13 protein-coding genes are annotated in these 12,959 nt (G+C 65.3%); 6 read left to right on the forward strand and 7 right to left on the reverse strand.

Features of this window, described 5'->3' with window-relative positions; translation table 11 throughout:
* A complete protein-coding gene (locus M2342_RS11910; protein ID WP_264579241.1) occupies positions 1 to 2,148 on the reverse strand; it encodes a protein-disulfide reductase DsbD family protein in 2,148 nt (715 codons plus the stop codon).
* Positions 2,149 to 2,205: 57 nt separating this feature from the next.
* Here M2342_RS11910 and M2342_RS11915 point away from each other — a divergent pair, with 57 nt between their 5' ends.
* From M2342_RS11915 to M2342_RS11925, 3 genes are read left to right on the forward strand one after another with little or no spacing between them, the layout of a single operon-like run.
* Entirely contained in the window at positions 2,206 to 3,900 is a 1,695-nt protein-coding gene (locus tag M2342_RS11915) for an alkaline phosphatase family protein (protein WP_264579242.1), read from the forward strand.
* Positions 3,901 to 3,952: 52 nt separating this feature from the next.
* Positions 3,953 to 4,903, forward strand: coding sequence for an SDR family oxidoreductase (locus tag M2342_RS11920; RefSeq protein ID WP_264579243.1), 951 nt, complete (start codon positions 3,953 to 3,955; stop codon positions 4,901 to 4,903).
* Positions 4,900 to 5,304: a nuclear transport factor 2 family protein gene (locus tag M2342_RS11925; RefSeq protein ID WP_264579244.1), complete on the forward strand. Its 405-nt coding sequence runs from the start codon at positions 4,900 to 4,902 to the stop codon at positions 5,302 to 5,304. The genes M2342_RS11920 and M2342_RS11925 overlap by 4 nt, the downstream gene beginning before the upstream one ends.
* 18 nt (positions 5,305 to 5,322) lie before the next feature.
* On the opposite strand, the gene M2342_RS11930 is transcribed toward M2342_RS11925, so the two are convergent.
* The 5 genes from M2342_RS11930 to M2342_RS11950 form a co-directional block, all read right to left on the reverse strand.
* The gene (locus tag M2342_RS11930) at positions 5,323 to 5,556 is read right to left on the reverse strand and encodes a hypothetical protein (RefSeq protein ID WP_264579245.1); all 234 of its coding nucleotides are present in this window, start codon (positions 5,554 to 5,556) and stop codon (positions 5,323 to 5,325) included.
* Positions 5,553 to 5,759: a hypothetical protein gene (locus tag M2342_RS11935; protein WP_264572475.1), complete on the reverse strand. Its 207-nt coding sequence runs from the start codon at positions 5,757 to 5,759 to the stop codon at positions 5,553 to 5,555. The genes M2342_RS11930 and M2342_RS11935 overlap by 4 nt, the downstream gene beginning before the upstream one ends.
* A gap of 156 nt (positions 5,760 to 5,915) precedes the next feature.
* Positions 5,916 to 6,413: a DUF3237 domain-containing protein gene (locus M2342_RS11940; RefSeq protein WP_181559250.1), complete on the reverse strand. Its 498-nt coding sequence runs from the start codon at positions 6,411 to 6,413 to the stop codon at positions 5,916 to 5,918.
* A 17-nt stretch (positions 6,414 to 6,430) separates the two neighbouring features.
* A complete protein-coding gene (locus M2342_RS11945) occupies positions 6,431 to 7,312 on the reverse strand; it encodes a hypothetical protein (RefSeq protein ID WP_264579246.1) in 882 nt (293 codons plus the stop codon).
* 11 nt (positions 7,313 to 7,323) lie between these two features.
* Positions 7,324 to 8,802, reverse strand: coding sequence for an aldehyde dehydrogenase (locus M2342_RS11950; protein ID WP_264579247.1), 1,479 nt, complete (start codon positions 8,800 to 8,802; stop codon positions 7,324 to 7,326).
* Positions 8,803 to 9,432: 630 nt separating this feature from the next.
* Between M2342_RS11950 and M2342_RS11955 the strand changes: the two genes are divergently transcribed.
* A complete protein-coding gene (locus M2342_RS11955) occupies positions 9,433 to 9,846 on the forward strand; it encodes a hypothetical protein (protein WP_264579248.1) in 414 nt (137 codons plus the stop codon).
* 298 nt (positions 9,847 to 10,144) lie between these two features.
* Positions 10,145 to 11,056, forward strand: coding sequence for a TauD/TfdA dioxygenase family protein (locus M2342_RS11960; RefSeq protein ID WP_264572472.1), 912 nt, complete (start codon positions 10,145 to 10,147; stop codon positions 11,054 to 11,056).
* Between the two features lie 83 nt (positions 11,057 to 11,139).
* On the opposite strand, the gene M2342_RS11965 is transcribed toward M2342_RS11960, so the two are convergent.
* Complete coding sequence (locus M2342_RS11965) at positions 11,140 to 12,024, reverse strand: SDR family NAD(P)-dependent oxidoreductase (protein ID WP_264579249.1); 885 nt, start codon at positions 12,022 to 12,024, stop codon at positions 11,140 to 11,142.
* Positions 12,025 to 12,074: 50 nt separating this feature from the next.
* On the opposite strand from M2342_RS11965, the gene M2342_RS11970 reads away from it, so the two are divergent.
* The gene (locus tag M2342_RS11970) at positions 12,075 to 12,821 is read left to right on the forward strand and encodes a glutathione S-transferase family protein (protein ID WP_264579250.1); all 747 of its coding nucleotides are present in this window, start codon (positions 12,075 to 12,077) and stop codon (positions 12,819 to 12,821) included.
* Positions 12,822 to 12,959 lie beyond the last annotated feature (138 nt).

The following is a 12,959-nucleotide window of genomic DNA, read 5'->3' on the forward strand; positions in this document are numbered from 1 at the left end:
TCAACGTTTCGCCAAAGCGGTGAGCGTGCCGGATGTCAGCACTTGCGGGAGGACCTGCGGCGTCGCGGCGCCGGGTGCGTAGAAGAGATAGAGCGGCACGCCCGAGCGGCCATGTGCTTCGAGGAAGCGACTGATCGCCGGGTCGGCATTGGTCCAGTCGCCGACCATCGCTGTGACTCCGTCCGCCTCGAAGGCATCGCGCACCGCCTGCGTATCGATCGCATTGGCCTCATTGACCTTACAGGTCAGGCACCAGTCGGCTGTGAAATAGAGGAAAACCGGCTTGTTCTGCGCCCGCAGCGCGGCCAGCCGGGCCTCGCTGAACGGCTCGCCCACCAGCCCCTCGCCCGCAACCGGGCGATCCCCACGGACCAGCGCAGGCGCCGCGATTGCAGCGCCGCTCAGCAGCAGGGCTACGAGTCCGCCCAAGGCCCAGTTGACGCCAGCGCCGGCGCGCTGGCGACGCCCCAGCAGCAGGAGGGCCAGGATCACGCCGCCCGCCAGCAGCACGCCCAGCACCACGCCACCGGCACCAAGCTGCCGGGAGAGCAGCCAGAGCAGTGCGAGCGCCGTCAGCCCCATCGGCACTGCCATGATGCGCCTAAAGCGGGTCATCCAGGCGCCGGGACGGGGCATCAGCCGGCGCAGTGCCGGAACCCAGGCAATGGCGATGAACGGCGAGGCCAGCCCGAGGCCGAGGCCTGCGAACACCGCCAGAGCCAGCGGCCAGGGCAGCACCAGCGCGGCGCCCATGGCCGCGCCCATGAACGGCCCGGTGCAGGGCGTCGCCACGAAGGCGGCCAGCGCGCCAGTCCAGAACGCGCCCGCCTGTCCGCCTTGCCCGGCCCGCCCCTGCCCGACCGAAAGCGATGCGATCTCGAACCCGCCGAGAAGATTGAGCGTAATCGCCACCATCAGCATCAGCAGCACCGCGATCACGCGCGGGTCCTGCAACTGGAAGGCCCAGCCGACCTGCGTGCCCCCGGCCCGGATCGCCAGCATCAGCGCCCCCAGCGCAAGGCAGGTGACGAGAATGCCGGCGGTGTAAGCCAGCGCATCGCGGCGGGCCTGCCGCTCATCCCCGCCCGCCTTGGCCAGGCTGATCGCCTTGAGGCTGAGAATCGGGAAAACGCACGGCATCACATTGAGGATCAGTCCGCCCAGAAAGGCGCCACCGAGGATCAGCAGGACCGCGCCAAGCCCGGTCTTCTCGGCCGGCGCGGCCGTCGTGGCGCCGTCCGGGGCCACCGTCAGTCGCTCTCCACCCTCGGGCACAGCACCGGGCGCAGCGCTAATCGCGAGCGCGACGCCGGGTGAAACCGCAAGCACGCCTTCCACCGCGCCGGGGACGGATGCGCCCTCGGCCAGCGCGACCTCGACCACCAGCCAGTCGCCCGCACGGCGGACGGCCTGCGGCTGGGCGTAGCGCACGACCTCCTGTGTCGTCGCAAAGAACCATGGCGCGCCCATCGGCGCCGCCTGCGGATAGGGCACCGCGATGCTCAGCGTCCCGCCGGCTATCGCATAGCGGGCGGGCTGATCGAGCGGACGCGGGAGGGCCGCGCGAAATCCGTCGAAGATCTTGCGGGAGGCTGCCGTCGTAGCACCATCGCCAATGGTCAGCGTGGTCGCGATCTCGCCCTGCTCCGGCACGCAAATCGCGTCCGTGCAGGCGAGCCAGCGCGCCGTGCCGCGCACCAGCAAGACGGTGCCAGCCGACAGGCCCGCGGGCACCGCAAGATCGACCAGCACGGCATAGTCATGCTCATAGACATGGTTCATCAGCCCGGCGATCAGCAGCCGGTCCGGCACGGGATAGCGGAAATCGCCTATCTTGACGGCACTGCCCGCCGGCAAATCCCAAGCGACCTGCATCCCCTGCCCGGCATCGCCCGGATTGCCCCAATAGCCATGCCAGCCGGCTTTGGGTTTCATCACGATAGCGAGCGTGACGGTGCTCCCGGCCGCCGGGCGGTCCGTCTCGGCGATAAGGCTCGCGGTGATATTCGGTGCCCCGCGCTGCCCGAACGCACCGCCATCGGCTGGGGCCGCAGATTGCGCAAAAGAGGCTGGGCCAACCAGCAATGCTGCCAGAAGAACCCCTAGCGTCATCAAAACGCCATTGAGCCGGCGCACAGGAAAAGCCATGAAACGGATCATTGGCCGTTCTGTAAGCGCGCGCCGCCCCGACCCCAAGGAGAATCTATGCGTTTCCCTGCTTGCCTGTGCCTTGCCGCAACGCTGGCCCTGAGTGGCCCGGCGCTGGCCCAGCCCGCGCAGACTCCAGCCGCGCCCGCTGCGCCCGCAGCTGAGGCGCCGCAGAGCCCGCCCAAGCTGCTGGTGGTCATCTCCGTCGATCAGTTTTCCACGGACCTGTTCGGCGCCTATCGCAGCGCCTTCACCGGCGGCCTGGCCCGCCTGCAGCAGGGCGTCGTCTTCCCCAATGGCTATCAGGGCCACGCTGCCACGGAAACCTGCCCCGGTCACTCGACGATCCTGACCGGTAGCCGCCCCGCCCGCACCGGCATCATCGGCAATGACTGGATCGACCAGAAGATCGCCCGTGCCGACAAGACGGTCTACTGCGCCGAAGACCCAGACGTGCCCGGCACGAGCTCGCGGGATTATGCCCCGTCCGTGAAGATGCTCCGCGTGCCGACACTCGGGGGCTATATAAAGGCGCAGAATCCGGCGGCCAAGGTGGTGTCCGTCTCCGGCAAGGATCGCTCGGCGATCATGATGGGCGGGCCGGTGGTCGATCAGATCTGGTGGTGGGGCGGCAATGGCTTCACCAGCTATCGGGGGACGCCGCTCACCCCTTTGATCGAGCAGGTGAACGCCGGCGTGCGCAAGACCTTCGACCAGCCCCGCCCGGCGATGGACGTGCCCGCCTTCTGCAAGGCCAACGACCGCGCCGTCCGCCTGACCGATACGCTCAGCGTCGGTGACGGACATTTCGCTCGCGCCGGCGGCGATGTTCGCGCCTTCCGCACCTCGCCGGAAGCCGATGCCGCCGTTCTGGCGCTCGCCGTCAAGCAGCTGGAGGCGCAGCAGCTCGGGCGCGGCGACACCACCGACCTGCTGATCGTCGGCCTCTCAGCCACCGACTATATCGGCCATAGCTATGGCAATCGCGGCGCGGAAATGTGCATCCAGATGTTCGCGCTGGACGATGCCCTCGCCAGCTTCCTGGACCGGCTGGACGCGACCGGCCTCGATTATATGGTGATGCTCACCGCCGACCATGGCGGGCCGGACATTCCCGAGCGGCTGCGCGAACAGGCCGTTACCGACGCAGAGCGCGCGGACCCCGCCCTGTACCCGAGCGCGGTGAGTGCGGCGATCAGCGCGCGCACCGGCATCAGCGTGCCGCAGGGTAACTTGCTGCTCGGCACCAATCCCTTTGGCGACATCTATGTGAATGCCGCCCTGACCGCCGCCCAGCGTACGCGCGTCATTGCCGAGGCCAAGGCCTTCTACGCCGCTCACGGGCAAGTCGAGGCCGTCTTCACCCGCAAGGATATCGAGGCCGCGTCGGCCCCCACCGGATCGCCGGAAAGCTGGTCACTCGCGACGATCGCCAAGGCCAGCTACGATCCGGAGCGCTCGGGCGATCTCGTCCTTCTGCTCAAGCCGCGCATCATGCCCATCGCGACGCCCGCGCCCGGCTATGTTTCGACCCACGGCAGCCCGTGGGGCTATGATCGCCGGGTGCCGATGCTGTTCTGGCGCAAGGGCCTGATGCACATGGAACAGCCCCAGGCAGTCGAGACGGTGGATATCCTCCCGACCCTCGCGGCGCAGATCGGCGTCACCGTGCCCGCCGACCGGATCGATGGCCGCTGCCTCGATCTCGATCCCGGCCCGGCAAGCCGTTGCCCTGCCCCGCAGGATCGCTAGACTGGCTCTGAATCGGTCGCAACAAGCATGACCGGATAAGGAGAGGCTACGCATGTCAGGCAAGATCGTCATTACCGGTGCCTCGGGCCAATATGGCCGGGCCGCCACGGATCGGCTGATCGAGAAAGGGCTGGCAGACCAGCTCATCCTCATCAGCCGCTCGCCGGACAAACTGGCGGACCGCACCGCACAGGGCTGCGAGGTGCGCTACGGCGATTATGACAAGCCCGAAACGCTGGCCGCCGCCGTGCAGGGCGCGGAAAAAATGCTGCTCATCTCCGGCACGCGGGTCGGGGCCCGCGTCGTCCAGCACAAGGCGGCGATCGATGCGGCCGCGGCAGCCGGCGTGCGCCATATTCTCTACACCAGCTTCATCGGCATCGATGACCCGAACAACCCGGCAGAGGTGCGTCACGACCATATCGAGACGGAAAAGGCCATGCGCGCCTCCGGCATGGCGTGGACGGCCCTGCGGGACGCGCATTATGCCGACGCCATGATCCTGATGGCCGGGCCGAATGTGCTCGCCACGGGCAAGTGGTTCAGCAATGCCGGCGAGGGGCGCGAAGCCATGGTTTGGCGCGACGATTGCGTGGACTGTGCCGTCGCCGCGATGACCGCGCCGGGCCATGAGAACAAGGTCTACAACATCACCGGGCCGGAGTTGCAGACCTTTGGCGAGGTCGCCGCGCTCATCACGCAGATCACCGGCTGTTCGGTAGAGCACATTCCCGTCGACGACGGGCAGCAATATGCCATCTTCGACAGCATGGGCATTCCCCGGCGCCCGGTCGATGACCAATATGTGAGCGGCATTCCCTGGAACAGCGATGATATGGTCACCTTCGGCCGCGCGATCCGCGAAGGCTATCTGGAATTGCGCACCGATGACGTGCAGACGTTGACCGGCCGCCCCGCCCGCTCCGTCCGCCAGATGATCGAGGAAAATCGCGCGATGCTGGTCGAGGCCGCCCGTGGCGCGGCAGCGGCGCAACCGGCATGAACCGCGCCGATTACGAGCGCTATCTCGCGGCGTTCAATGCCAAGGATTATTACGCGGTCTGCGACTTTTACGCAGAGCCGATGGACATGCGCTTCTTCGGCGTCGCGCTGCAATCCCGCGAGGACATGAAGCGCTTCTACAGCTTTCTCCACGCCCATGTTCATGAGAGCGTGCGGGTGCTCAATTTCGCGTCGAGCGACACCCTGACGGCCGTCGACGCCATCGTGCGCATCGAGGCCTATCGCGACCTCGACCGGGCGACGCTCGATGCCAATGGCGCGGGCGGGTTGTTCCCGATCAAGGCCGGCGAGGTGCAGGAGATGTGGCAGTTCATCTTCTACACCCTGCGCGATGGGCTGATTGCCGACGTGGCCTGCGCGCTGGCGCCGCCGCCCGGCTGACCGGCGCGGCGACCTGCTTTAGCGATAGGGCGACTGCGTGCGGCTCACATAGAGCGGCGAGCGCGCGACCGGGCCGCTGACGACCATCGCCTTCATGCCCTTGCGCACCTTGTCGGCATCGAGGACGTTATTGAGAACCGCGCGGGTCTGGCCGCTCGGCAGTGGCTCGACTACCGAAAGGCCGATGCCAGCCTTGGCACAATAAGCCAGCACATCCGCCTCCGGCGCGGCGAGGATCACGACGCGACTCATGCGGCGAGGCTCCCCTGCTGCGCGAACACCGCGCGCATGGCCGTGGCCGAGCGCAGACGGTAGGGATAGGGATGCGCCTTGATGCGGGCGGACACAGAGCAGGCAGCTTCCCGCGCGGCATGATGGCGCTGGCTGCACCCGGCGAACTGGGCGTCGATCAGCGCGCGCTGCTGATCGTGCAAAAGGCGATTGAAATCTTCCATGAGCGTCTCCCGACACGGCAAGCGGGAGCACGACGGTCTCTCAGTTATCGCGACAGCTTGCGAGCAGGGTTCGCGCTAATGGCGTCGCCCTAGCAGCTAATGTGTCATCTGTCGCACGCAATCGCCCCGGCAACGACCCGGCGCACCGCGCGTGGATCAGGTCAGCGCATAATAGCGCACCAGATTGCCGTCCGGCTTGCGCTCGCCCACGCCTACGAAGACATGGCGGGTCATCCAGTCATATTTGCCCTTGCTCGTCTCGAAGGTCGGCTGCGCGCGCAGATAATAATCCTCATGCGCGACCGGCTCGCCGCCCTCGAAGGCCCAGGCGCGTAGCCTGGCCATGGAGTCCGGCTTGCGCCCCCAGAGATAGCCCTTGTTCTGCATGTAGATGATCTCGCCATCGTCGGTTTCCAGCAGATAGCGGGCATCGAACACGGCGGTATCGTCATCGCGGAAATGGGCATAATCGCCGCCGGAATTGGGCACCGCCCGCCCCCGCAGCCGCGGCCCCTCGAAATGCCCTTCATCCACCAGCACCGCCGAGCGGAAGCCGCCATTGTGGACATTGGGGACGCCAAAGACCCGCGTGAACATGAGGCGGCACTCGAAGGCGAACTCAAGCACGGGCTGGTCGAGGGTCGAGAAGGACATTGCGGCTCCTTGGACGATCAGGCGGCGTGGGCGCCCGCCTCCGGGCAGGCATCCCACGGGCTGGGCATATGATAGGGCACGGTGATGAAATTGGCCTCGATCTGGCAGATCATGCCGTGATCGATCTTGAACAGCTCGGCGAGATAGTAGCTATGCGGCCGGCGGATGTGCGAGCGGACCTGCGTGCCATCGGTCAGCGTGTAATGATCCAGCCGCCCGCAATGATCGATGAAACCATAGGCCAGCACCAGCCCCCGCTCCTCGTCCACCAGCGGAAAGCGGCGGCCGCGCAGGCGATCGTCATAGCGGTAATTGCCGGTGCGGAACTGCGCCTCGCACGGCAGGCCGGCGACGGGCACCAGCTTGGCGAACTCGGGATTGTTGGTGGTCTGCACGCCATTTTCGACGCGGTTGCAATCGGGGTGGAATTTCGTGCGGATCGTCCCGTCATTGCGCTGCAAGGTCTCGAAATAACCATCTGACAAGGCGATCATTTCCGCGCGGGAGACGGGCGCCTCAACGGTGGCGTTGAGGATCGGCTTGTCGTAGAAGCGCTGGTTTTCGAACACCGGCGAGCTGTCCACCTGCCGCACCACGATAGTCTCGGCCTCCGCTACCCGGCCCGCCTCGTCGAGCCCGAGGCGCACGGTGTATGCGCTCTCGTCCAGCGGCTCGACTGCCGTACCGAAATAGCCGACCTGTCGCGTCTGTTCGTCGGCGAACATCAGGCGATAGTCGCCCAGCCGCTCGATGGTGCCCCACAGGCCATCGTCCGGCTGGAGGCGGACATTATTCTCGGTGATGAACGGGTCGGGCGCCCAGTTCACGGCGCCGGGGTCTTTGCGCCCCAGCGCCGCGAGATAGGCCTCCAGCGCATCATAGAACGACGCGCGGCTCATCCCCTTTTGGCTCACGCCGCGTTGACCGGCGCGTCCATATACATGGCCTTGATCTCCAGATAGGCCATCAGCCCGTCCACCCCGCCCTCGCGGCCGATGCCGGACTGCTTGTACCCGCCGAAGGGCAGGCCCCAATCGACCTTCAGCCCATTCTGGCCGATCCCGCCGGTGCGGATGCGCCGGGCGACGTCAAACGCGGCCTGCGCATCCTTGGTCAGCACTGAGCCCGAGAGGCCGTAATTGCTGTCATTGGCGACGGCGATGGCCTCCTCCTCATTATCCACCGGGATGATGCTGAGGACCGGGCCGAAGATTTCCTCCTGGGCGATCTTCGACTTGTTATCGACATTCTTGAAGAGCGTTGGCTCGATGAAATAGCCCTGGTTGAGATGCTTGGGGCGGTTGCCACCGGTCACCAGATCGGCCGTCTTCTTGCCTTCCTCGATGTAGCTTTCCACGCGCTCGAGCTGGCGCTTCATCGCGAGCGGGCCGAGCTGCGTCGTCGGATCGTCCGAATAGCCGATCTTCACCTTCTGCATTTCCGCCGCAATGGCGTCGGCAATCTCGTCCTGCCGGCCGCGCGGGACGATCAGCCGGCTGAGCATCGCGCAGACCTGCCCGGAGAGCAGGCTGATCGTCTGCGTCATCAGCTTGGCGGTCTCCTCGGCGGAGAAATCGTCGCGCACGATGGCAGCGGACTTGCCGCCCAGCTCCAGCGTGCAGCGCGCGATCCGCTCGCCGCACACGCTGGCAATGCGCTTGCCGGCCACGGTGGAGCCGGTGAAGCTCACCTTGTCCACGCCGGGATTGCAGACGAGGTGATCGCTCGCCTCGCGATGGCCGCAGACGAGATTGACGACGCCTGCCGGCACGCCCGCCGCCTCGCACGCCTCGGCAATGATATAGGCCTCCAGCGGCGTCTCCGGCGAGGGCTTCATGATGACCGTGCAGCCCGTGATGAGCGCATTGGCGACCTTGGAGGCCATGATGCCATAAGGCCCGTTCCACGGCGCGATGGATGCGACCACGCCGACCGGCTCATAGACGAGATAGGCAGCGGCAGCGGCCTGCGTCTCGCGCTGCTGGACATATTGGAAGTTGGCACCGACCTCGCGGGTCTGATCGAACTGCATGGTTGCGCCGGCGACCATGCCGGGCGCGAAGCTCGCGAGGCCGCCCATCTGCGCGGTCCAGGCCTTGGCCAGCTCGCTCGCGCGGCTCTGCAGATGCGCGGTGATCTTCTTCATGATCTCGTTGCGCTCAGCAACGCTCATGCGCGGCCACGGACCGTGGTCGAAGGCAGCGCGGGCGGCGGCAACGGCAGCGTCCATGTCCGCCTCATCGGCTTCCGCCACGGCGCCGACGACCTGCTCGGTGTTCGGCGAAACCAGCTCGATGAACCGCCCGCTATTAGGCGCCCGCCATTGCCCGTTGATCCAGACCTTGCCGGGCTCCTTCACGAACACGCCTTCGGGATTATGTCCTGCCACGCTCTCTCTCCTTCAATTCATAGCCCGGCGCCGCCGCATTCTGGGGAGCGGACTGCCCGGACGCTGGCGACCTACACGCCGCCGGATTCGATGGCGCGAATGCTAAGGATTGCGGGCGTCGGCGCAAGGAGAAAGCGGTGATGGATGAGCGGAGAGGTTGACTTTGTCTGGAAGAATGTAGCGCGGCCCTTACAGTGGTTCGCGGTGTCAGGCGTCAAGCAAAAGCTGCCCCCCCTAACACCGGTTCGTCCTGATCCAGTCGAAGGGCTGCATTTCATTGGCCTAGAGTGATACTGAAAGGCCTTTGAAATGATCCACCGGAGAAACACAAATGGTCTTTGCCCCTTTGATCCTCGTGGGACTGTTCTGCAACGCCATCTACTGCGCCGTTAAAATCCATCGAGACTTCCAAAGCGGACACGCCGCATTTGGCGTTGTCGGACTGATTGGTGTCGTTGGATCGACTGGCATAGCAGCTACAGCAATCGCGGCGATCATTTTGATCAGTGAGGGCCAATTGACTTAGAGGATCCCGCGGAGAGGAGACCGCCGCGCTGCGACGCGCCCATCAAGTCGACGACCGGCCCATACGACATTGCCGGCATTCCTTCCGTTTGGCAGAGTGGCATTGTGACCGTCAGATCCTTCAATCGCTGCTGGGCGCTTCTGTGGTTAACCGCAGCATTGGCTATCGTGGCAGTTATATCCATCGAACCGATGCGCTGGAGCTTGCCCGCCCGCTATCTGCTCAAGCCATTGGACATCTACCGCATCGGTGCGATCGACTATCACATGTGCATGAGGGTAGAATTGTCGCCTGAGGAAGCCGACGATTTCGTACGTTGGCGCTTTGATCCAAAGGATCGGATTGTCCGGCCAGTTCCATCAGACCAACATTTGTGCGGCGCAACTTTCTGGCCGACGACCTTCAACAATGAGACAAGTGGCTATGCTGAAACCCAGTGGTCCAATGGGATAATCGAAGGTTCAACCGGAGCTGTTTACGAGCGGAATGCTCTCTACTTCTGGTCTTGGACCCAATGAGAAAACGACAACTTATCAGTCTCTCACAGCGCTGCTTTTTTCTCCTCCTGTGAAGAGGAAGGGCTTTTGAGGGGCGCTTCTGGATTGGCAAACCATGGATCATTGCTGCGCATCATGGCGAGGTTACTGCTGGCTTCCCGCGTGCGCGGGAATCACGGGGCGTGCACGAAACACCAAGCCCTACAATGATTGCAAAATCCAACCATATTGACTCGGTCCTGTAACCGGCTCACACTCCGCGCCGATAACCGCCGCAGACTCAAGCAAGCACAGGCGGGAGAGACGAGAGAGGACGCCCATGATCACCGTCAATCAGCTTCATCCCCTGTTCTTCGGCGAGATCGTCGGGGCGGACCTCAAGGCCGAGCCGACCGAGGATCTACGCCAGGCTGTGCAGGATGCGATGGACAAGCACATTGTCTGCGTCGTGCGGCAGGGGCCGATCACGGATGAGGAGCATATCCGCTTCGCCCGGCTGTTCGGGCCGCTGGAATATCCGCCCAATTACGGCAAACGCCCGGCGGGCCGGATCGCGCCGGAGCTGTTCTCGGCCGGCAATCTCGACCCTGATGGCAATATCAAGCCGCTGACCCCGGCCAATGCGAACATCGCCAAGGGTGCCGAGCGTTTTCATGCCGACAGCTCGTTCAACCCCCTGCCCTCCAAATGGTCGATGCTGCGCGGCGTGGAGTGCCCGCCCTCGGAGGTTGGCGGCGACACGCTGTTCCTCGATCTGCGCGCGGCTTATGACGATCTGCCGCAGGCAATGAAGGACAAGGTGGATGGCATGACCGGCATCCACGATTTCTGGCGCGGCCGCCAATATGCCGGGCTTGAGGTCACCGAGGAAATGAAGGCGGCGATGCCGATGCCGCCGGTGCACCATCCGCTGGTGCGTGAGGCGCCGCTAGGGCGCAAGGCACTGTTCGTCGGCGGGCATTGCGTGGGCGTGGTCGGCATGAGCGACGATGAGGGCCATGCCTTTGTGGAAGAGCTGTACGCCCATGTGACCCAGCCCAAATATATCCATCGCCACCAGTGGACGGTCGGCGACATCGTGATCTGGGACAATCGCTATGCGCTGCATGCCGCGACACCGCTGGAGACGGACCAGTATCGCCGCGACATGCGCCGCGCGACGCTCAACGAGAGCGGCGAGGAAGGCGACACCTATGAGTTTCGCCGGCGTCAGGCCGAGGCGGCGCACTGAGCGCCGGTCTGGACCTCAACCGCGCGCTGACTGGCGCCATGCCCGGTAACGGCCGGCGTGGCGCCTCGATGCGCGGCGGGAGCTTAGCGCGGCAGATAATCCTCCGCCATCGCCGCCTCGATGCCGGCATGACGGGCCTTCACCGAGCCGATGAAGGCCGGGTGGGTGATGACATAGAGCTTGCCGGTGAGGATCGCGTCCACCGTCATCTCCCCAACGGTCAGTGGGTCGAGCCAGAAACCCGGCGCCGTCGGCGGCAGGGCGCCGGGCGGCGCCGTTTCGTCCCGGTGGCGGAAGGGCGTATCCACCTGAAACTCCGCCGGGCGGTGCTGCTCGGTCTCCTCGATATTGGTGCGCACCGGGCCCGGGCACACCACCGTGGCGCCGATCGCGCCGCCTCCCATGCTGCTGCCCCCCATGCTGCTGCCCTTGGCATCCAGTTCCAGCTTGAGATGCTCGGTCATGGAAATGACCGCCGCCTTGGTCGGCGCGTAGACGCCGCGCGTGGCGCGCGCCTGCATGATCGCCCCCTGCGAGGCGGTGTTGACGATATGCCCGCCCAGCCCATGCGCCTTGATGCGCGGCAGGCCCGAAACGAGGCCGTTGACCACGCCCATCAGATTGACGCCGATGGCCCAGTCCCAATCCGCATAGGTCGCTTCATCGACCGGGCCCTGGATGCCGATGCCGGCATTGTTGACGAGGATTTGCAGCGGCCCAAGCGCAACCTCGGCTTCGTCCAGCGCGGCGGCGAAGGCATCCCGGTCGCGCACATCGAGCTGGAGCGCGCGAAAGCGATCCGCCCAGCCCTCGTCCGCCGCGACCTGCGCCGCCTGCGCCAGATGATCGGCGCGCACATCGCACACCGCGATCCTGGCGCCCTGCGCCGCCAGCGCGCGCGCCATGCCAAGGCCGATGCCGCTCGCACCGCCGGTGATGAAGGCCATCGAGCCTGCTACTGTCTTCATACCTCTCCTCGCCTCATGGCTACCACTCTTATTATGGGGATTTACAACCAATGACCGTGGACCTCTACCATGGCGAGCCGGCGTCCAACAGCCTGAAGGTCTTGCAGGCCATTCATGAGAAAGGCGTGCCCTTCACCAGCCATTACATCAACCTGATGAAGTTCGAGCAGCATGCGCCGGCCTATGTCGCGATCAACCCAGCCGGACAGGTGCCGACGCTGGTGCACGACGGCCGGGTGCTGACGGAATCGACAGTCATCAACGAATATATCGACGACGCCTTCGACGGCCCGCCGCTCAAGCCGGCCGATCCCTATCTGCAGGGGCAGATGCGCATCTGGACCAAATATGTTGATGAGGTGTTCCGCCCGTCCCTCTCCTTCCTCGCCTGGCATCGGGTGATCCCCGGCATGGCCAAAGCGCTGCCTGAGGGCGAGTTCGAGGCGCGGCTCAAGCGCATCCCGCTCAAGGAAAAGCGGGATAAATGGGAGCTGGCGGCCAAGGGCGGCTTCTCCGAGCGGGAGCTGGAGGGTTGGCGCGCCAATCTGGAGGACGTGACCGACCGGGTGGAAGGCGCGCTCGCGGGCCATGACTGGCTGGTCGGGGGCATGTTCACGCTGGCCGACATTGCCGTCTTCGCCATGGCCATCTCCATGCCGCGCAGTTACCCCGATCTGTGGAACGAAACCCGCACGCCGCAGGCCATGGCGTGGATGGCGCGGATGAAGGCCCGCCCCGGTGTGGCAGCAGCGCTGGCGATGCCGGACCACACCGGCATGGTCTCCCGCAAGGATTGAAGGCGCGCCGCCGCCTCTTCTGCTGCGGGTCACCGTGCCTTTTCGCACATTTTTCTATCGCGAAAGTTCCCGTTAGGCTCCGGTTAAGCTAATTCATGCATGAGAGCGCTGGCCTTGTCCGTCAGCCCGGCCTTCCCG

This window comes from Sphingobium sp. B8D3A (genome assembly GCF_025961995.1).
Taxonomy (GTDB): domain Bacteria; phylum Pseudomonadota; class Alphaproteobacteria; order Sphingomonadales; family Sphingomonadaceae; genus Sphingobium.

What these genes read in the sequence shown, in the direction of transcription:
- M2342_RS11910 (WP_264579241.1), bottom strand. Translation starts at nt 2,148, where the DNA reads ATGGCTTTTCCTGTGCGCCGGCTCAATGGCGTTTTGATGACGCTAGGG.
- M2342_RS11915 (WP_264579242.1), top strand. Translation starts at nt 2,206, where the DNA reads ATGCGTTTCCCTGCTTGCCTGTGCCTTGCCGCAACGCTGGCCCTGAGT.
- M2342_RS11920 (WP_264579243.1), top strand. Translation starts at nt 3,953, where the DNA reads ATGTCAGGCAAGATCGTCATTACCGGTGCCTCGGGCCAATATGGCCGG.
- M2342_RS11925 (WP_264579244.1), top strand. Translation starts at nt 4,900, where the DNA reads ATGAACCGCGCCGATTACGAGCGCTATCTCGCGGCGTTCAATGCCAAG.
- M2342_RS11930 (WP_264579245.1), bottom strand. Translation starts at nt 5,556, where the DNA reads ATGAGTCGCGTCGTGATCCTCGCCGCGCCGGAGGCGGATGTGCTGGCT.
- M2342_RS11935 (WP_264572475.1), bottom strand. Translation starts at nt 5,759, where the DNA reads ATGGAAGATTTCAATCGCCTTTTGCACGATCAGCAGCGCGCGCTGATC.
- M2342_RS11940 (WP_181559250.1), bottom strand. Translation starts at nt 6,413, where the DNA reads ATGTCCTTCTCGACCCTCGACCAGCCCGTGCTTGAGTTCGCCTTCGAG.
- M2342_RS11945 (WP_264579246.1), bottom strand. Translation starts at nt 7,312, where the DNA reads ATGAGCCGCGCGTCGTTCTATGATGCGCTGGAGGCCTATCTCGCGGCG.
- M2342_RS11960 (WP_264572472.1), top strand. Translation starts at nt 10,145, where the DNA reads ATGATCACCGTCAATCAGCTTCATCCCCTGTTCTTCGGCGAGATCGTC.
- M2342_RS11965 (WP_264579249.1), bottom strand. Translation starts at nt 12,024, where the DNA reads ATGAAGACAGTAGCAGGCTCGATGGCCTTCATCACCGGCGGTGCGAGC.
- M2342_RS11970 (WP_264579250.1), top strand. Translation starts at nt 12,075, where the DNA reads ATGACCGTGGACCTCTACCATGGCGAGCCGGCGTCCAACAGCCTGAAG.